Below are 18,521 nucleotides of genomic sequence, written 5' to 3'. Positions count from 1 at the left end.
CATTAATACCTTTTTAACCTAACCCCAAACCCAATAACACCCAGCAATAAAACAAATCCCCACACAAACATGTTGCCGTATTGGCTGTACACGCTGTCGCCTTTTATGAGCTTAATGTTAGCTTTCAATGTTGTAGCTTCAAACTGAGGCATGGTTTGTTGTGCGTGGCTTATAGGGTCGTATACGGCGCTTACACCATTGTTTGTAACACGCACTAGAGGGCGTTGTAGCTCGAGCGACCGCATACGGGCTATTTGCATATGTTGCAAAGGCCCAATGGAGTCGCCAAACCAGGCATCGTTACTGACAGTAAAGAGTAGGTCGGAATCGCTTTTGTAATTACCGCGTACTAAATCTGCAAAAACAATTTCGTAGCAAATAGCGGGGAGTAAGTTATAGCCATTGGCGCGTAAGTTGTTTTGCACTTTGTCGCCACGGGTAAACGATGACATAGGTAAATCGAATAATGGGGCAATAGGGCGCAAAAAGTCTTGAAACGGTACAAATTCGCCAATGGGTAATAGCTGGTGTTTTTGATAGCGGTTTTTATCAAGGTAATGATAATGCCCGTGCTCGTCGCCGCGTTCTTTATTACCGACCACAATAAGTGTATTGAATATGTTTTTGGTGTCTCGCTGGTAGTCAACAATACCGGTTACAAGGGCGGTTTTATTAAACGAGGCTGCATTGTCTAAATTGGCTAGGTAGGAATCAGCAAGCATCTCTATTTCAGGCACGGCGGCTTCTGGCCATACTATTAAGTCGGCATCCCAATGTGGACGTGTCATATCTTGGTATTTGCTCATTGTGGTCCAAAACTCACTTGGCTCAAAGCGCAGGTGTTGCTGTATGTTCCCTTGTACGAGCAATACTGACATGTTTTTATCTGTGTAATGAATACTACCTGTGGTGTTTGCGCCTGTAAAAACAAGCGCAACAGCTGTAGCAGTAACCGCTGGGGTTTTAAAATCTTTTAGGGTAAGTCTATACAGTGCAAAGCCAATAGCGACACAGGTAAGTGTTAAGCCAAACTCGCCAATATAAGGGGCAAGCAACCTTAAAGGTCCGTCGGTTTGTGTGTAGCCAAAACTTAACCACGGGAAACCGGTAAGTACGGTGCCACGTAAATACTCACTAATTGCAAAGCAGGCAATTAGTAATGCGCCAAAGCTTTTAGGGCCACTGGCAAAGCGTGTAGTTGCCCAAAAGGCAAGTGCGGGAAATAACGCTAAGTATGCGCACAAAAATGCCATTAACGAGAGCGACGCTATAAGCGGCATACCGCCAAAGGTGGCAATAGAAACATGTACCCAGCTTATACCAGCACCAAACCAGCCTAGGCCAAATATAAAGCCATATTTAGCAGCGGTTTTTGCGTGTGCTTTACCGGTATTATTGGGATTAACGCAAAAAATTATGGTACCAAGGCTAATAAATACGATGGGCCAAATTTCAAAGGGGGCATAGCCAAAAGTTAAAACAAGGCCCGCAACGAGTGCGAGCCATGCTTTTTTATCTTTTGCTAATAAGGTAAGTCTAGTTAGCAGTTTCTTCACTGTCGTTATCATCAGCCTTAGGAACGGTGACTTGCAGTTGCAAAATACGACGATTGTCGGCGTTGGTTACTTTAAATTGGTAACCTTCTATGTCAATCGTTTCACCACGGCTTGGCATATGGCCAAATGCGTGCAGTACAGTTCCGCCAATAGTATCGGCTTCGTCTGTGCTGTAGCCTGTTTTAAAATGCTCGTTAAAGTCATCTACAGGTGTGAGTGCTTGCACTACGTGAACATGTTTAGCAAGTCGACGAATATCTTGATGTTCTTCTTCTTCGTCGTGCTCATCTTCGATTTCGCCAACAATTATTTCAAGAATATCTTCAATCGTTACCAAGCCCGATACGCCGCCGTATTCGTCAATAACAACAGCCATATGGTAGCGTTGCTGACGGAATTCGTTTAGCAATGTATCAACACGTTTGCTCTCAGGTACTACCATTGCTGGGCGTAAATAATCGCGTATTGATGGTAAATGCTCGTCTTTATTTAAGATCAGTGGCAATAAATCTTTAGCGAGTAAAAAACCTTCTACATGGTCTTTGTCTTCAATCACCACAGGAAAACGTGAGTGAGTTGAGTCAACCATCATTGGAATTAGCTCTTCAAGCGGGCTGTCGATCTCAAGAGTGATCATTTGTGAGCGCGGAACCATTATGTCTCGCACTTTAAGCTCAGACACGCCAAGCACACCTTCTATCATCTCTTTTGTTTCAGGATCGATTACGTCTCGTTCTTGCGCATCGGCAATAACTTCGACCAGCTCTTCTCTATTCTGGGGTTCCCCTTGCAACATTTGGGCTATTCTGCCCAACCACGTTTTGCCAGAAGAACCCTGGCTAGATTGCGAGTTACCGTCGCTCATTGCGTCTAATTGCTCCGTTAATTTAAATATCGTCCCGGTATGGGTCTGCTATGTTTAGCTCTGCAAGTAATTGCTTTTCGATGCTTTCCATCTCTAAAGCATCGTCACTCTTTATATGGTCAAATCCAAGCAAATGCAAGCATCCGTGAATAACCATGTGGGCAAAGTGGTCATGAAATGACTTCTCTTGCTCAATTGCTTCAGCTAATACGATGGCTGGGCAAATAATTAAATCACCCACGAGAGGAATATCTATTCCCGGTGGTGCTTCAAATTCGAACGACAGTACGTTGGTCGGTTTATTTTTACCGCGATAGTCGTTATTAAGTTGTTGCGATTGCGCTTCGTCGCTAATAACGATACTGAGTTCTGACTCGTCACGGTATTGGCTAAGGGCTTTGTCGGCCCACAGTGCAAATTGCTCTTCGCTTGGGAGGTTGTCAAACTCACAGGCTATTTGTAAATCAAGTTCGGTTGTCAAAGTATTACTCTTTAGTAGTAGGCTGTTGAAGAGCAGCGAGTGCGTCTTTTGCATTTTGCTTTTCAATGCGCTTTAGTCGCTCGCTTTCGTCGTTTCGCTCGTAGGCTTCAACTATGCGTGCTACAACAGGGTGGCGTACGACGTCTTGGGCTTTAAAGTAGTTAAAGCTAATTTCGTTTACGCCATCAAGTACTTCCATTGCATGGCGAAGGCCTGAACGTGTGCCACGAGGTAAATCAACCTGTGTTATATCGCCTGTAATAACCGCTTTTGAGTTAAACCCTATACGGGTTAAAAACATTTTCATTTGCTCGGCGGTGGTATTTTGGCTTTCATCTAAAATAATAAAGGCATCGTTTAAAGTGCGTCCGCGCATGTAAGCAAGCGGAGCGACTTCAATGATATTTTTTTCGATGAGTTTTTCTACTTTTTCAAAACCTAGCATTTCAAAAAGAGCATCGTAAAGAGGGCGCAGGTATGGGTCTATTTTTTGACTTAAATCACCGGGTAAAAAACCAAGCTTTTCGCCCGCTTCTACAGCAGGACGCGTTAATAATATACGGCGTATTTCTTGGCGCTCAAGGGCGTCAACGGCGGCAGCAACTGCAAGGTAGGTTTTACCAGTACCAGCAGGGCCAATACCAAAGGTAATGTCGTGGTTTAAAATATTAGCCACATAAACACCTTGGTTATCGTTACGTGGTTTAATAACACCACGGCGCGTTTTAATCACCATTTCTTTGCCGTAAGCGCTGCTTGATGCGTCTTGCTCTAGGGCTTTTGATTCGGTAATAGCTAAATGAACGGCTTCAGGTTCTATTTCGCCTAAAACACCACGAACTGGCTGAGTATCAACATAAAGGTTTTTTAAGATTTCTACAGCGCCGGCGCAGTTGTGTAGTTTACCGGTTACTTTAAAAAAGTTGTCACGGTGAATTATTTCAACAGCCAGGTGGCGTTCAATTTGTTTGATGTTTTCGTCAAACGGGCCACATAAAGAAGAAAGGCGTTTGTTATCGGCAGGTTCTAAATAAATCTCTAATGTTTTTAACTGATTACTCAAAATTGCTTCCTATAGTACTGCGCCAGCGTTAACTGGCGCTAATAGTGTGACTAAGGAACGAAAGTAGCTACGCCAATTTCGTTAACAGTGTCTGGTTTTGGCTCTGCAGCTGCAGCTTTAGTTAAAATAGCTGAAGGAGCGATTTCACGTCGTAAGTTCATTTCTGATTCTGTACGAATTAAGTCACCACGTAAAGAGTTAGGTAGTGCTTCGGTAATACGTACGTCAACAAACTGTCCGATCACTGTGTGCGGGCCAACAAAATTTACTACACGGTTATTTTCGGTACGGCCACGTAATTCCATCGGGTTCTTTTTAGAAGGACCTTCAACAAGTATACGTTGCTCTGTATCGAACATTTGACGGCTAATTTGCTGCGCCATTTGTGTAATACGGTTTTGTAGTAAGTATAAGCGTTCTTTTTTCTCTTGCTCTGTTACGTCATCTGGCAAATCTGCCGCTGGCGTACCTGGGCGTGCACTGTAAATAAAGCTAAAGCTCATATCAAAACCAATGTCGCTAATAAGCTTCATGGTTGCTTCAAAGTCTTCTTTACTTTCGCCTGGAAAACCAATAATGAAATCTGATGACATGCTTAAGTTAGGACGAATTTTGCGTAACTTACGAATTGTCGATTTGTATTCAATTGCCGTATGGCCACGTTTCATTAGGTTTAATATACGGTCTGAACCACTTTGTACTGGTAGGTGTAAGTGATCTACAAGCTCTGGTACATCAGCGTAAACGTCAATGATGTCTGGCGTAAATTCTACCGGGTGCGATGTGGTGTAACGAATACGGTCAATACCATCAATAGCGGCAATAAGACGAATTAAATCTGAGAAATAACATATTTCGCCATCGTGTGTGTCGCCGCGGTATGCGTTTACGTTTTGGCCTAGTAGGTTTACTTCACGTACGTTTTGCTCAGCAAGCTGTGCAATTTCAAGTAGTACGTCATCTACTGGGCGGCTAACTTCTTCGCCGCGAGTATATGGTACAACACAAAAAGTACAGTATTTAGAACAGCCTTCCATAATTGATACAAACGCAGATGGGCCATCCGCTTTTGGCTCTGGCAGGCGGTCAAACTTTTCAATCTCTGGGAATGAAATATCAACAACCGATGAGCCTTTGTTGCCTTGCACTTGTTTAATCATTTCTGGTAAACGGTGCAATGTTTGCGGGCCAAAAATAACATCTACAAATGGTGCGCGTTGGCGAATAGAGTCACCTTCTTGTGAGGCAACACAACCACCTACACCAATAATTAAGTCTGGCTTGTCGTCTTTTAACAACTTCCAACGACCTAACTGGTGAAATACTTTTTCTTGTGCTTTTTCACGAATTGAACAGGTGTTAAGTAAGATTACGTCGGCATCTGTTGCATCATCAGTTAGCTGGTAGCCGTTGGTGGCATCTAAAAGTTCAGCCATTTTCTGAGAGTCGTATTCGTTCATCTGACAACCCCAGGTTTTAATATGCAGCTTTTTGCTCATTGAAATATTGCCTCGTGTTCAATTCGATAGTGGCACAAAAATGTGCTAGAAACAGGATTAAGGAGCAAGCATGCTCACTTAAAGGAGGCGTATTTTAGCTGGATACCCGCCCAGATCCAAGTATAGTTTTCATGTTTGTGATCTCAAATCAATACGGGGCGAGTTTAATGTGCTGTTAGGGATATCCTCTGGTATAAAACAAATTAATTTTGATACAATCAAAACAGACTCAAGTAATAATAAAATGATGAAAAACATGACCAAAAATAATGTGATAGTGGTTGGCGGGGGCATGGTTGGCGCAGCTATGGCGATAAAGCTGGCTCAGCAAGGCTTTGGTGTGCGCATAATTGAAAAACACCTAATAGACCCATCGCACATTCTTAGTAGCGATAAGGTGGATATTAGGGTGTCTGCTATTAATCGTTTTTCAGAAAATTTACTTGATGAATTAGGGGCAATGCCTCTTTTAAGGCAAAACCGAATAGCACCTTATCAACAATTAGAGGCTTTTGAGCGCGGTGGTGACAATTTATTATTTGATTGCGCCGACATAAACACGACACATTTAGGCCACTTGATTGAAAATAGTTTAATTCAAGCAAGTTTGTGGCAGCAATTTGGGCATTATAAGATTGAGGTTATTGAGCAGTCATTGCCGGTAACTAAAATAGAGCAAACGGATGATTTAATTACGCTTGTGTATGGTGATCAAACCTATACGGCTGATTTAGTAATTGCCGCCGATGGTGGGCAATCGCAGCTGCGTGCTAAAGCTAATATTGGTATTACGGGTTGGCAGTACCAACAGCATTGCATGGGGGTATTAATTAAACTCGATGCACCGCAACAAATTAAAACATGGCAACAGTTTACACCAAGTGGGCCGTTAGCATTTTTACCAATGCAGGCACCGTACGCTAATTTAATTTGGTACGACGATGCAAATACATTGCAAGCATTTAAAGGGCTAAGCCCAACTCAGTTAAAAACGCACATTCTGAATAAATTCCCAGAACTTGCTGGAGACTTTGAAGTACAAACCCATGCAGTATTTCCGCTTACTCGCCAACACGCTAATAATTATTCGCAAGGGCGCTTGGTTTTAGTGGGCGATGCAGCGCATACAATTAACCCCCTTGCAGGGCAGGGCGTTAATTTAGGTTTTCAGGACGTAGTGGCACTTGCTGAGGTTTTAAACGAAGCAGGAGATATAGGTTGCCCACTAAAACTTAAAGAATACGAGCGAGCTCGCCGCAGGGCTAATTTATTAATGATGAGCATGATGGACGCGTGTTACTTTGGGTTTTCTAATCAAATTACGCCACTTAAATGGGCACGCAGCCAGTTTTTAAAAATGGCTAATAATACGGGGCCGATAAAAAACTGGGTTTTAAAATACGCAATTAGTGGTGATTTAGGCTAAATTTAAAGTAGATATTAGAAAGGCTCATTTATGAGCCTTTTTTTATGTCTGTTTTTAAGTCAGCAAATAGTGACTCGGCTATATTGAACACGGTTTTAATTTAACTGGTGTTACATCACTAAATCGCAATTTAATAACTTTAAAGAGCCTGTGTGTGGAAAATTTTTTTACAGTAATAATTATTTTAGGTGCGCTACTGCTTGTTGCTAGCTTAAAAACAACCGTTAAAGTTTGCAAAAAAACATCGCAAAGAGCATGGAGTGTACTGCTATGCGCTATTATTTTTTTTATTATAGGGTATTGGTGGATACTTTATTATTTTTCAAACCACGACATTGCACCCGTCGTTATGAATATGGTGGCTATGTTGTTACTTGGCGGTGGTGGGTTTGTTTTTTTAGTTATTAAACTGAGCTTAAAAAGTATTCTTAAAATAGAGCAAGCAACGCAGTATCAAAAATATCAAACTGAGCACGATAACTTAACAACTCTACCTAACCGCGATAAATTTTTTAAATCTTTAAGTAAACAAGTTGAATATCCTTCCCCATTTTCACTATTTTATATCGACTTAAATAACTTTAAACAAATTAATGATGCGTTTGGGCATCAGTGTGGTGACCAACTTTTGGCTGCATTTGCCAATAAATTAAATAAAGAATTATGCGGTATTGCTAAGTTATATCGAATAGGTGGCGATGAGTTTGCTTTTTTATTGCATACCGATACAGATGAAAGCATGAATTATTGTGTAAACATTATAAACTCAGCCGTCAAAAGTCCGTTTTGTACGAATGAGCAAATGGTTAAAATACAATTAAGTATAGGCGTAAGCCGTTTTCCTGATGATAGCCGATTGCCCGATCAGCTATTAAAAAAAGCTGACTTGGCACTGCATGAAGCTAAAAAAACATTTCAACCTTTGGTAAATTACTCATCTGCAATAGGTAAACGAGCTGAGGACTTTTTTGATTTATCAGCCAAAATTAAAGTGGCATTACATAAAGATGAGTTTGAGCTTTATTTACAACCCATAATGGACTCTAAAGATCTGCAATTACATGGCCTAGAAGCGCTTATCCGATGGCCGCAAGATGATGGTAGCTTTATTAGTCCAGAAAAGTTTATAACCGTAGCTGAGCGTACAGGGCTTATTTTTCCTTTATCGAAATGGGTTGTACAAGAAGCCGTTAATCATATTAGAAAGCTCAAGCTATTTGGTTTCACCGGTACTATACATGTCAATTTATCAACGAAAGATATTGAAAGCAGCGAGTTTTACGATTTTATAATTAGTTTACTCGCAACCGACCCTACATTAAGCGACTCGTTAATTTTTGAAATTACAGAAGGTGCAATGATGACAAATATACCGGCTGCTAGAAAAATGATGCAACAGTTGAGTATGCGCGGGTTTAAATTTAGTGTTGATGACTTTGGTACTGGCTTTTCGTCACTGTCGTTATTAAGAGAGCTGCCGATTAATCAAATAAAAATTGATCAGTCGTTTGTCAAAGATATGCTTACTAACTCACCTGATTACGCCATTGTAGAATCTACATTGTTTTTAGCGAGTCGATTAAATTGCGATGTAGTTGCTGAGGGAATAGAAACTAAAGAGGTAGAACAGGCGTTGTTGAGTCTTAACTGTGATTATTTACAAGGGTATTTATATAGCAAACCAATAAATATAGATGAATTTATAAATGTTTATTTAAGTGCAGAAAAAGTAAGTTGAATTTAATGAGTATTGAGAAGTTTTAGATAGGGGAGTCAAATTGGCTGGGATACCAGGATTTGAACCTGGGAATGCCAGGATCAAAACCTGGTGCCTTACCGCTTGGCGATATCCCAACTATAAATTTGAATTAGTTTTAGTTCTTAATAAGAACATGGTGCGGAAGGAGAGACTTGAACTCTCACAACCTAAGTTACTGGAACCTAAATCCAGCGCGTCTACCAATTCCGCCACTCCCGCATCACTAAGTTGCTAATTTAAACTCTAAGCTAGAGCAATTCTTTTATCCAACTTTCCTTGGTAGAAGAAGTTGGCTGGGATACCAGGATTTGAACCTGGGAATGCCAGGATCAAAACCTGGTGCCTTACCGCTTGGCGATATCCCAACAAAGAATTCTTTATAATTTTAGTTCTTATAAGAACATGGTGCGGAAAGAGAGACTTGAACTCTCACAACCTAAGTTACTGGAACCTAAATCCAGCGCGTCTACCAATTCCGCCACTCCCGCATCAACAATTTGCCAATTTAAACTCTAAGCTAGAGCAATTCTTTTATCCAACTTTCCTTGGTAGAAGAAGTTGGCTGGGATACCAGGATTTGAACCTGGGAATGCCAGGATCAAAACCTGGTGCCTTACCGCTTGGCGATATCCCAACAAAGAATTAATGATAATTTTATTTCTTATCAAGAAATGGTGCGGAAAGAGAGACTTGAACTCTCACAACCGAAGTTACTGGAACCTAAATCCAGCGCGTCTACCAATTCCGCCACTCCCGCATCGTTTGTACAATAAAGTACAGGTAGTTATTTTAAACTCTTCATTGAGCTGCAATTTAACTCTTGCAGAGCCATTTCTAAAAGAAGAAATGGTGGCTAAGACGGGATTTGAACCTGTGACCCCATCATTATGAGTGATGTGCTCTAACCAGCTGAGCTACTTAGCCATTGTTGGCTGGGATACCAGGATTTGAACCTGGGAATGCCAGGATCAAAACCTGGTGCCTTACCGCTTGGCGATATCCCAACAATAACAATTGATAGTTTTAATTCTTATCAAGAATATGGTGCGGAAGGAGAGACTTGAACTCTCACATCCTAAGATACTGGAACCTAAATCCAGCGCGTCTACCAATTCCGCCACTCCCGCACACAAGGTAGTTATTTTAAACTCTTCATTGAGCAACAAAAAAATAATGGTGGCTAAGACGGGATTTGAACCTGTGACCCCATCATTATGAGTGATGTGCTCTAACCAGCTGAGCTACTTAGCCATCTTTTTTTGTTAGCACTTCATCGCTGAGTGCGGGGCGTATTATGCTGATATGACCCAAATTCGTCAACACCTTTTTTGCAAAAAAACACTTAACTGTGTTTGTTTGCAGGAAAATTAAGCTAACAGGCTAAAATTTAATAAAAATGCTGTTTTTTTAGCTGCCTTTAAGGCGCGGAATCTTAATTAACCCTGTACTTCTTTAATTAAGCGATATTACAAAGATAGACTAGTTGAGGCTAATTATTATTTTTATAATGCTTAAATACAAAAAAGGCTCGTAAAAACGAGCCTTTAAAAATTATTACCAAGTGAAATTGGTTTAATTTGTACTTATACGTTGAACAAGAAGTTCATTACATCGCCATCTTTAACAATGTACTCTTTACCTTCTTGACGCATCTTACCTGCTTCTTTTGCGCCACTCTCACCTTTAAAGGCAACAAAGTCGTCAAAAGCAATAGTTTGCGCACGGATAAAGCCACGCTCGAAGTCGGTATGGATTTTACCCGCTGCTTGTGGTGCTGTTGCACCTACAGGGATTGTCCATGCGCGTACTTCTTTTACGCCAGCTGTGAAATAAGTTTGTAATTGTAGTAATTCATAACCACCACGAATAACAAGGTTAAGACCTGGCTCTTCTAGACCAAGATCAGCCATAAACTCTAGCTTGTCTTCGTCATCTAGTTCTGAAAGCTCAGACTCGATAGCGGCACATACAGGAACAACAATCGCATCTTCAGCTGCGGCAATAGCGCGTACGCGGTCAAGGTATGGGTTATTTTCAAAACCATCTTCAGCAACGTTTGCAATATACATTGTTGGTTTAATTGTTAAGAAGTTAATAGAGCTGATTGCTGCTTTTTCTTCTTTAGTTAGTGCTAGACCACGTAAAGTTAAGCCTTCGTCAAGATGCACTTTTACTTTTTCAAGTACAGCATTTTGCTCTTTAGCGTCTTTATCGCCACCTTTTGCTTTTTTTGAATTACGGAAAAGGGCTTTTTCAGCGCTATCCATATCAGCAAGTACTAACTCAGTGTTGATTACGTCAATATCGTCAGCAGGGTCAATAGTGCCTGCTACGTGGATGATGTTTTCATCTTCAAAACAGCGAACTACGTGGCCAATTGCATCGGTTTCACGAATGTTAGCTAAAAACTGGTTACCAAGGCCTTCACCTTTAGATGCGCCTTTTACTAAGCCTGCAATGTCTACAAATTCCATACTGGTGGTAAGAACTCGTTGAGGATTAACTATTTTAGCAAGTTCGTCTAGACGAGGATCTGGCACAGGTACCACACCTGTATTAGGCTCAATGGTACAAAAAGGAAAGTTAGCGGCTTCAATACCCGCTTTAGTTAGTGCATTGAAAAGCGTTGATTTACCAACGTTAGGCAAGCCAACGATGCCACATTTAAAACCCATAGTAAGATACCTTGTTTAGAATTCGTTTAAACGGTGTACTTGGACCCAAGTTACTAGGGTTTAAACGAATGTAGTCTGTTTTGTGCTTTTAACACACCATCTTTTGCAAGTATTTCCATGCAACGAACTGCTTCATCAACAGCAGCATCCATTTTTTCTTGGTCTGCTTTGGCCGCTTTTCCAAGCACCCAACCAGTAACCATTTCACGATGCCCCGGATGACCTACACCAATGCGCAAGCGCATAAAGTCTTTTTGATTTGCCATTTTTGCAATAATGTCTTTTAAACCATTATGACCGCCATGCCCGCCGCCTTTTTTTAACTTGGCAACGCCTGGGTCTAAATCCAATTCGTCATGGGCAACTAAAATGTCCTCGACAGGGATTTTGAAAAAATTAGCTAAACTACCGACCGCTTTACCACTTAAATTCATGTAAGTAGTGGGGATCAATAATTTGAATTCTTGGCCTTGAATGATCACTTTGCCTGTAAGGCCGTGATATTTAGGATCGTATTTTAGGGTGCAGTTGTAGCGTGCAGCGATTTGCTCGATGAACCAAGCACCTGCATTGTGGCGTGTGTTTGCGTATTCGGGGCCTGGATTAGCCAGGCCCACAAGCATTTGAATAGAATTCAAGGTTGCGAGACCTTAAAAATTATTCTGCTGCTGCAGCGTCGTCTTCAACTGGAGCTGCTTTGTTTGCTTTGATAGTCAGGATAGACTGATCATAGCCTTCGCCTTTACCTAAATCTACAGAGCTAACGCCTTTAGGGAAAGTAAGGTCAGAAATATGAACAGAATCGCCAACAACAAACTTAGAAACATCTACTTCAATGAATTCTGGAAGTGCTTTTGGAAGACACGTAATTTCAACTTCAGTTAACTGGTGAACAACAGTTGCGCCAGCTTTAGTTACAATATCTTCACCGATGAAGTGAAGAGGAACTTTAGTTTGAAATTTATGAGTAGCATCTACACGTTGGAAATCAAGGTGAGTAAGCTTAGGCTTGAATGGGTGACGTTGGATATCTTTTAAGATTACTTCAACAGCTTCGCCATCTACGTTAAGCGTAAGGATATGCGTGTAAAAACCTTCGTCTTCTTGTGCTTTGATCATATCTTTATGAGCAAAAGTAAGAGATAAAGCTTCTTTGTCAGCTCCGTAAAGGATTGCAGGAACTTTGTCTTCGCGACGTAGGCGGCGGCTCGCACCAGTACCAGTTTCTACGCGAAGTTCAGCGTTATATGTATAAGTTTTGTTAGACATGATGTCTCCAGTTATTAAAATGTGTAGGGCCTTTGCGACCAAGGTCCCTAGCCAAAAGGCGCGCTATCATACCACCACGCCCAGACAAAATAAACATCGCTTACAAAAAAAGCGCCAAAAGGCGCTTTTATACTCAGGAATGTTTAATTTTAGTGTTCAAACATCGCTGAGATAGATTCTTCGTTACTAATACGACGAATAGTCTCTGCTAACATGTCAGCAAGCGTAAGTACCTTAATTTTATCAAGGGCTTTAAGCTCGTCAGATAGCGGAATTGAGTCAGTTACAATTACTTCGTCAATCATCGAGTCACGTAAGTTTTCTGCTGCTTTACCTGAAAGAATAGGGTGCGTTGCGTATGCAAATACGCGCTTAGCGCCATGTTCTTTAAGTGCTTCTGCTGCTTTACATAACGTACCACCGGTATCAATCATATCATCTACGATAATACAATCACGACCTTCAACGTCACCAATAATATGCATTACTTGAGAAACGTTTGCTTGAGGGCGACGTTTGTCAATGATTGCTAAATCGGTATCGTTTAGTAGTTTTGCAATTGCACGTGCGCGTACAACACCACCAATATCTGGAGATACAACAACGACGTCTTCAAAGTCGCGTTCTTTCATATCTTCAAGTAATACAGGGCTGCCAAATACGTTGTCTACTGGTACATCAAAGAAGCCTTGGATTTGTTCAGCGTGTAAATCAACCGTAAGAACACGGTCAACACCCACACTTGATAAGAAATCGGCAACAACTTTAGCGGTAATTGGAACACGGGCAGAGCGTACACGACGGTCTTGGCGCGCATAACCAAAATAAGGAATGACGGCAGTAATACGACCTGCAGATGCACGACGTAGAGCATCAACCATAACGATAAGTTCCATTAGGTTATCGTTTGTAGGGGCACAGGTTGATTGCAAGATAAAAACGTCCGAGCCACGAACATTTTCATTTATTTGAACACTGATCTCACCGTCGCTAAAACGGCCAACAACAGCATCGCCTAATTCAATATATAAACGTTTTGCAACTTTTTGAGCTAACTCAGGTGTTGCGTTACCAGCGAAGAGCTTCATGTCAGGCACGGTAGGGTTCCTCAGGCACTGAATATTTGGACTAACGGGCAATGATAAATACCACTGCGAGTTAACTTATGATTACTTGTACGTTACTTCATTGATCGAATATGGCGGTTAACTCCGTATGAGCAGGTGAGACATTTGCGCTTGAAGCCACAAAACCCTGCCAAGTATGGGGGAGATTTTCAAGTACATCTTGTGCTTGAACTTGACTAGCAAATTCGACAAAACAACATGAACCTGTTCCGGTCATCTTCGACGGTGCGTATTTTAGCAACCACTGGAGGGTTTTTTCAACCTCGGGGCAAAGCTTTTTAACTAAAGGCTCACAATCGTTGGTTAAAGTATGGTGTTTCCAATCGCCTATTATTTTTGGTGTGTCGCGTTTTAAATCTGGATGTGTAAATATTTTTGCGGTACTTACATGTTGGTTTGGGTGTACAACGCAGTACCATTTTTGTTCAAGTTTTACCTGGTGTAATTTCTCACCAATACCATGCGCTATGGCGCTTTGCCCTTGTATGAACACCGGAACATCAGCCCCTAATTTAAGTCCTAATTGGGCTAGAATTTCTAAATTTAGTTCTAATTTCCATAATTTATTTAGGGCTAATAAAGTACTTGCGGCATCGGATGAACCACCTCCAACACCTCCGCCCATCGGTAAGCGTTTAATTAAATTTATTTTTACACCCAAAGAGGTTTTACAGTGTGTTTGTAATAATAAAGCCGCTTTATAGATGAGATTATCATTTAGGGGTATGTCTTTAGTATCACCACCGACAGAAATACCACCGTCTGTTGTTAGCTCAAAATGCAACTCATCACCAAAATTTAAAAAAGTAAATAAGGTTTCTAGTTCATGATAGCCATCTTCTCGGCGAGCATTAATATGTAAAAATAAATTGAGTTTTGCCGGGGCAATAAGTGAAAAAGAGGTTTTGTTATTCATACTTATTTAAACTGCCAATCGTAGAGTTGAATTTTTATTTTTATTTGTTGATGCTTTAACGTCAGTTTAGTTGGTAACCAGTAACCTGCGTTTTGTACGTAAGTGCCGTAATCTATTTGCCATTTCTTGCCTGTATTATCAAACCATAATACTTGCTTTGCACGGCCTAGTTCATCAACGACTAAACTTTGATCGTCAATGGTGCCCTTAAGCCAGTTATCGGCGTTATCAACAGGGAGTGTAAAACCCGTTAAACGCTTTAAAAGCTCTGCAGCATTAGTATCAAAGTACTCATCGCCGTCAAACTCTAATTCAGCACCATTTGCTGTTTGTTTAAGCGACAAAATACGAGTACCAATAAAAGTAGTCAGTATTAAATTATTGGAATTTGTTGTTTGCTGCCAATTTAAGTTTGCAGATTGACGCTCTTCTGGGCTTATAAACGCGAGTTTACCCTCGACCTGCCAAGTTTTTTGAGCAGCTAAACGTGGCTTCCAATCATCATAAAGTGTTGTTTTTGTATCAATTTGATGGGCACAGCCACCTAATAATAAAAAAAACATGAATAAAATCAAATATTGTCGAATCAAATGTTGTTCCTTACTTTCCATATTCCGCTGATTTTTGGTAAAATTACCGCCTTTGAAGTAGGGCTCAGCAATATTTGGCAAATATGACCATAATAGCACTAGGTATAAATCACAAAACCGCATCCGTAGAATTACGTGAAAAAGTGGCTTTTTCGCCTGAGCAAATTTCAGAGGCGTTGCAACAATTAAGTGGCCATGCCGACTTTAATGAAGCGGTTATTGTGTCTACCTGTAATCGAACCGAGATCTATTGTAGCCTCGCTCAGCAAAATTCCCAAACACTGTTAACTTGGCTTGCCAGTTTCCATGGTTTGGATGAACATGAACTGAGCAGCAATATATACTGCCATGAAGGTAATGACGCCATTAACCACTTAATGCGCGTAGCGTGTGGGTTGGATTCTCTTGTGTTAGGCGAGCCGCAAATTTTAGGGCAAATAAAGCAATCGTTTTTTAGTGCTAAAACCCACGATGCAATAGGGGTTACTTTTGATAGGTTGTTTCAAAAAACCTTCTCGGTAGCAAAACAAGTTCGCACTGAAACAAATATAGGCGCAAGTGCCGTGTCGGTTGCATTTGCGGCTGTTAATTTAGCAAAACATATTTATGGCAAGCTTGATCAAACCAATGTGTTATTGATTGGTGCTGGTGAAACCATTGAACTGGTTGCTAAACATTTATATCAAAATGAGCCTAAAAAAATTACGGTAGCTAATAGAACAATTGAACGTGCTCGCAGCCTTGCTGATGAAGTGTCGGCAGATGTTATCGCACTTGCACAGTTACCAGAACGTTTACATGAAGCCGATATAGTCATTAGTTCTACCGCCAGTACTTTACCTATTATTGGTAAAGGGGTGGTTGAGCAAGCGCTTAAGCAGCGCCGTCACAAGCCTATGCTATTTATAGATATTGCGGTTCCGCGCGACATAGAAAGCCAAGTAGGTGAGCTAGATGCTGCCTATTTATATTCCGTTGATGACTTACAAACCATTGTAAGCGAGAATATGGCAGCGCGTGAGCAAGCTGCACAGCAAGCGCAAATAATTATTACTGAACGCACCAAAGAATTTGCAATGTGGATGCGTTCACTCGATTCGGTAGATTTAATCCGCCATTATCGAAATGATGTACAAACAATTAAGTCAGAACTTGTAGAGCGTGCTGTTAGTCAGCTAAATACAGGTAAAGATGCAGAAAAAATTATATTAGAGCTCGCCAATAAATTAACCAATCGCTTAATGCACGCGCCTACCCGTGCAATACAAGACGCAGCGAAAAAAGGTGAAGTGGCGCAGCTAAACCAGTTGAAAAAAATGTTAGGTATTGATCAGGAATAACCGTTAAATGAAAGAGTCTGTTTATAATAAATTAGAAACCTTAGTAGAGCGTTACGAAGAAGTACAAGCGCTGCTAAGCGACCCGTCGGTCATTAGTGATCAAAATCGTTTTCGTGGGCTTTCAAAAGAATACTCTGAGCTTGAAGAGATTGTAAAAACGTTTTTAACTTACAAAGAAACGCAAGATGATTTAGCCAGTGCAGAAGAAATGCTTAAAGATTCTGACCCTGAAATGCGTGAAATGGCGCAAGAAGAATATAAAGAAGCTAAAGCACAAATTTTGGTAATTGAAGATCAAATTCAAGTATTAATGTTGCCAAAAGATCCGCGAGATAACAATAACGTGTTTGTTGAAGTACGCGCTGGAACAGGCGGTGATGAAGCGGCTATTTTTGCTGGCGACTTATTCCGTATGTACAGCCGCTATGCAGAAACTAAAAAATGGAAAGTAGAAGTTGTGAGCACCAATGAAGGTGAGCACGGTGGCTACAAAGAAGTTATTGCAAACATTAGTGGCGAAGGCGTTTACGGTCAATTAAAGTTTGAATCAGGTGTACACCGCGTACAACGTGTGCCAGAAACTGAGTCACAAGGGCGAGTGCATACCTCTGCATGTACTGTTGCGGTAATGGCGGAAGTACCAGAGGCCGAAGCGATACAAATTAATACCGCAGATTTAAAAGTTGATACATTTCGTGCATCAGGCGCAGGTGGTCAGCACGTTAATAAAACAGATTCTGCTATTCGACTTACACATATACCTACCGGTGTTGTTGTTGAGTGTCAGGATCAACGTTCACAGCATAAAAACCGTGCTAAAGCGATGTCAGTACTTGCAGCACGCTTGCAACAGGCTGAAGATGAAAAGCGCCATGCGGCAGAAGCATCTGAACGTCGTGACTTAGTAGGTAGTGGCGATCGTTCTGAACGTATCCGTACTTATAACTACCCACAAGGTCGTATTACCGATCACCGTATTAACTTAACACTTTATCGTTTGAATGAAGTGGTAGCGGGTGATTTAAGCTGCGTTATTGACCCATTAATGCAAGAACATCAAGCTGACTTATTAGCGGCTATGGGCGACGAGTAATCGTGAGCCAAACTCTTGAACAAGCTATTGCTGCAGGCGCTAATTTATTAGCAACTAGCAGCGAAAGTGCTAAATTAGACGCACAAGTTTTACTTCTACATATTCTTCAAAAACCTCACAGTTACCTTTTTACTTGGCCAGAGCATGCGCTTAATGCCGAACAACAACAGCAATTTAATACATTTTGCCAAAGACGTTTAAACGGTGAACCTGTTGCACATATTACGGGGCAACGTGAATTTTGGAGCTTATCGCTTGAAGTTAACGCAACAACTTTAATACCTCGACCAGATACTGAAACGTTAGTAGAACAAGCACTTGAAGTGGCTGTACCTGCTACAGCTAAAGTGCTTGATTTAGGCACGGGTACTGGTGCAATCGCACTGGCGCTTGGTAGTGAAATGCCTAATTGGCAAATTATTGCAGTAGATAGAGTAAGCGATGCAGTTGCACTGGCTACACGTAACCAGCAGCGATTGGCGATTAATAATGTACACGTTAAGCAAAGCAACTGGTTTAGCGAGTTACATGGTGAGAAATTCAACCTAATTGTCACTAACCCACCTTATATTGAAAGCAGTGATATACATTTAAATCAGGGCGATGTGCGCTTTGAGCCTTTGTCGGCATTAGTGGCTGATGATTGTGGAATGTCTGATATTAAACAAATAATTACACAATCACGTGACTATTTGTTATCTAGTGGCTATCTTTTAATAGAACACGGTTTTGAGCAAGGTGAAGCTGTTCGTCATTTTTTCAAAAAAATGGCATTTGTGAATATTAAAACAGTGAAAGACTTTGGTGATAATGACCGTGTAACGTTTGCACAGTGGCCCTAAAGAATAATAATTGCCTGCTA

At 41.1% G+C, this 18,521-nt stretch carries 16 protein-coding genes and 10 tRNA genes; 5 read left to right on the top strand and 21 right to left on the bottom strand.

The genetic code is table 11. The features are described from left to right. Positions 1 to 2 precede the first annotated feature (2 nt). Genes lnt through miaB form a run of 5 tightly spaced genes read right to left on the bottom strand, consistent with a single transcriptional unit; the run spans position 3 to position 5,464 of the window. On the bottom strand, positions 3 to 1,556 hold the full coding sequence (gene lnt / locus I6F42_RS12540; RefSeq protein WP_197152338.1) for an apolipoprotein N-acyltransferase: 1,554 nt from the start codon (positions 1,554 to 1,556) through the stop codon (positions 3 to 5). Next, the gene (gene corC / locus I6F42_RS12535) at positions 1,537 to 2,421 is read right to left on the bottom strand and encodes a CNNM family magnesium/cobalt transport protein CorC (RefSeq protein WP_007585597.1); all 885 of its coding nucleotides are present in this window, start codon (positions 2,419 to 2,421) and stop codon (positions 1,537 to 1,539) included. Before corC ends, lnt begins: the two co-directional genes overlap by 20 nt. Positions 2,422 to 2,443: 22 nt before the next feature. Beyond that, positions 2,444 to 2,902 carry an rRNA maturation RNase YbeY gene (ybeY, locus tag I6F42_RS12530; RefSeq protein ID WP_002958542.1) on the bottom strand — a complete coding sequence of 153 codons (459 nt, stop codon included), beginning with the start codon at positions 2,900 to 2,902 and terminating at the stop codon, positions 2,444 to 2,446. Positions 2,903 to 2,906: 4 nt separating this feature from the next. Further along, positions 2,907 to 3,965 carry a PhoH family protein gene (locus I6F42_RS12525; protein ID WP_007585598.1) on the bottom strand — a complete coding sequence of 353 codons (1,059 nt, stop codon included), beginning with the start codon at positions 3,963 to 3,965 and terminating at the stop codon, positions 2,907 to 2,909. Positions 3,966 to 4,015: 50 nt separating this feature from the next. Further along, complete coding sequence (miaB, locus tag I6F42_RS12520; protein ID WP_010554713.1) at positions 4,016 to 5,464, bottom strand: tRNA (N6-isopentenyl adenosine(37)-C2)-methylthiotransferase MiaB; 1,449 nt, start codon at positions 5,462 to 5,464, stop codon at positions 4,016 to 4,018. Between the two features lie 169 nt (positions 5,465 to 5,633). Here miaB and I6F42_RS12515 point away from each other — a divergent pair, with 169 nt between their 5' ends. Continuing rightward, positions 5,634 to 6,890 (top strand): FAD-dependent monooxygenase, encoded by a 1,257-nt coding sequence (locus tag I6F42_RS12515; RefSeq protein WP_101216149.1) that lies wholly within the window; start codon positions 5,634 to 5,636, stop codon positions 6,888 to 6,890. A 154-nt stretch (positions 6,891 to 7,044) separates the two neighbouring features. Then, entirely contained in the window at positions 7,045 to 8,628 is a 1,584-nt protein-coding gene (locus I6F42_RS12510) for a bifunctional diguanylate cyclase/phosphodiesterase (RefSeq protein WP_197152337.1), read from the top strand. Positions 8,629 to 8,669: 41 nt separating this feature from the next. Here the strand turns inward: I6F42_RS12510 and I6F42_RS12505 are convergent. The 16 genes from I6F42_RS12505 to lolB all read right to left on the bottom strand — a co-directional run bounded on the left by I6F42_RS12505 (position 8,670) and on the right by lolB (position 15,226). Beyond that, positions 8,670 to 8,744, bottom strand: a tRNA-Gln gene (locus tag I6F42_RS12505). Positions 8,745 to 8,783: 39 nt separating this feature from the next. Then, positions 8,784 to 8,868: transfer RNA gene (locus I6F42_RS12500), tRNA-Leu, on the bottom strand. Between the two features lie 71 nt (positions 8,869 to 8,939). Next, positions 8,940 to 9,014 (bottom strand) — tRNA-Gln (locus I6F42_RS12495). Between the two features lie 38 nt (positions 9,015 to 9,052). Continuing rightward, positions 9,053 to 9,137: transfer RNA gene (locus I6F42_RS12490), tRNA-Leu, on the bottom strand. A 71-nt stretch (positions 9,138 to 9,208) separates the two neighbouring features. After that, a tRNA-Gln gene (locus I6F42_RS12485) sits at positions 9,209 to 9,283 on the bottom strand. Positions 9,284 to 9,321: 38 nt separating this feature from the next. Then, positions 9,322 to 9,406: transfer RNA gene (locus tag I6F42_RS12480), tRNA-Leu, on the bottom strand. Between the two features lie 90 nt (positions 9,407 to 9,496). Beyond that, positions 9,497 to 9,573 (bottom strand) — tRNA-Met (locus I6F42_RS12475). 5 nt (positions 9,574 to 9,578) lie between these two features. Further along, positions 9,579 to 9,653 (bottom strand) — tRNA-Gln (locus tag I6F42_RS12470). Positions 9,654 to 9,691: 38 nt separating this feature from the next. Next, positions 9,692 to 9,776: transfer RNA gene (locus tag I6F42_RS12465), tRNA-Leu, on the bottom strand. Between the two features lie 47 nt (positions 9,777 to 9,823). Beyond that, positions 9,824 to 9,900, bottom strand: a tRNA-Met gene (locus I6F42_RS12460). A 332-nt stretch (positions 9,901 to 10,232) separates the two neighbouring features. Beyond that, positions 10,233 to 11,324, bottom strand: coding sequence for a redox-regulated ATPase YchF (gene ychF, locus I6F42_RS12455; protein ID WP_007583951.1), 1,092 nt, complete (start codon positions 11,322 to 11,324; stop codon positions 10,233 to 10,235). Positions 11,325 to 11,377: 53 nt separating this feature from the next. Continuing rightward, positions 11,378 to 11,962: an aminoacyl-tRNA hydrolase gene (gene pth / locus I6F42_RS12450; protein WP_007583954.1), complete on the bottom strand. Its 585-nt coding sequence runs from the start codon at positions 11,960 to 11,962 to the stop codon at positions 11,378 to 11,380. A 19-nt stretch (positions 11,963 to 11,981) separates the two neighbouring features. Further along, positions 11,982 to 12,593, bottom strand: coding sequence for a 50S ribosomal protein L25/general stress protein Ctc (locus tag I6F42_RS12445; RefSeq protein ID WP_007583956.1), 612 nt, complete (start codon positions 12,591 to 12,593; stop codon positions 11,982 to 11,984). A 149-nt stretch (positions 12,594 to 12,742) separates the two neighbouring features. Then, entirely contained in the window at positions 12,743 to 13,690 is a 948-nt protein-coding gene (locus I6F42_RS12440) for a ribose-phosphate pyrophosphokinase (RefSeq protein ID WP_007583957.1), read from the bottom strand. 88 nt (positions 13,691 to 13,778) lie between these two features. Next, positions 13,779 to 14,636, bottom strand: coding sequence for a 4-(cytidine 5'-diphospho)-2-C-methyl-D-erythritol kinase (gene ispE / locus I6F42_RS12435; RefSeq protein ID WP_010554716.1), 858 nt, complete (start codon positions 14,634 to 14,636; stop codon positions 13,779 to 13,781). A gap of 2 nt (positions 14,637 to 14,638) precedes the next feature. Further along, complete coding sequence (gene lolB, locus I6F42_RS12430; protein WP_101164113.1) at positions 14,639 to 15,226, bottom strand: lipoprotein insertase outer membrane protein LolB; 588 nt, start codon at positions 15,224 to 15,226, stop codon at positions 14,639 to 14,641. A gap of 83 nt (positions 15,227 to 15,309) precedes the next feature. Between lolB and hemA the strand changes: the two genes are divergently transcribed. From hemA to prmC, 3 genes are read left to right on the top strand one after another with little or no spacing between them, the layout of a single operon-like run. Continuing rightward, positions 15,310 to 16,566, top strand: coding sequence for a glutamyl-tRNA reductase (gene hemA, locus I6F42_RS12425; RefSeq protein ID WP_010554718.1), 1,257 nt, complete (start codon positions 15,310 to 15,312; stop codon positions 16,564 to 16,566). A 7-nt stretch (positions 16,567 to 16,573) separates the two neighbouring features. Next, positions 16,574 to 17,659, top strand: a complete 1,086-nt coding sequence (gene prfA / locus I6F42_RS12420) for a peptide chain release factor 1 (RefSeq protein ID WP_007583962.1) — start codon at positions 16,574 to 16,576, stop codon at positions 17,657 to 17,659. A 2-nt stretch (positions 17,660 to 17,661) separates the two neighbouring features. After that, positions 17,662 to 18,501, top strand: coding sequence for a peptide chain release factor N(5)-glutamine methyltransferase (prmC, locus tag I6F42_RS12415; protein WP_197152336.1), 840 nt, complete (start codon positions 17,662 to 17,664; stop codon positions 18,499 to 18,501). The last annotated feature ends 20 nt before the right edge of the window (positions 18,502 to 18,521 follow it).

Origin of the sequence: Pseudoalteromonas sp. SWYJZ12 (assembly GCF_015864395.1) — a bacterium.
GTDB lineage: Bacteria > Pseudomonadota > Gammaproteobacteria > Enterobacterales > Alteromonadaceae > Pseudoalteromonas > Pseudoalteromonas arctica.
The sequence above is the reverse complement of the archived record's forward strand: the minus strand, read 5'-3'. Positions and strand labels throughout refer to the sequence as shown.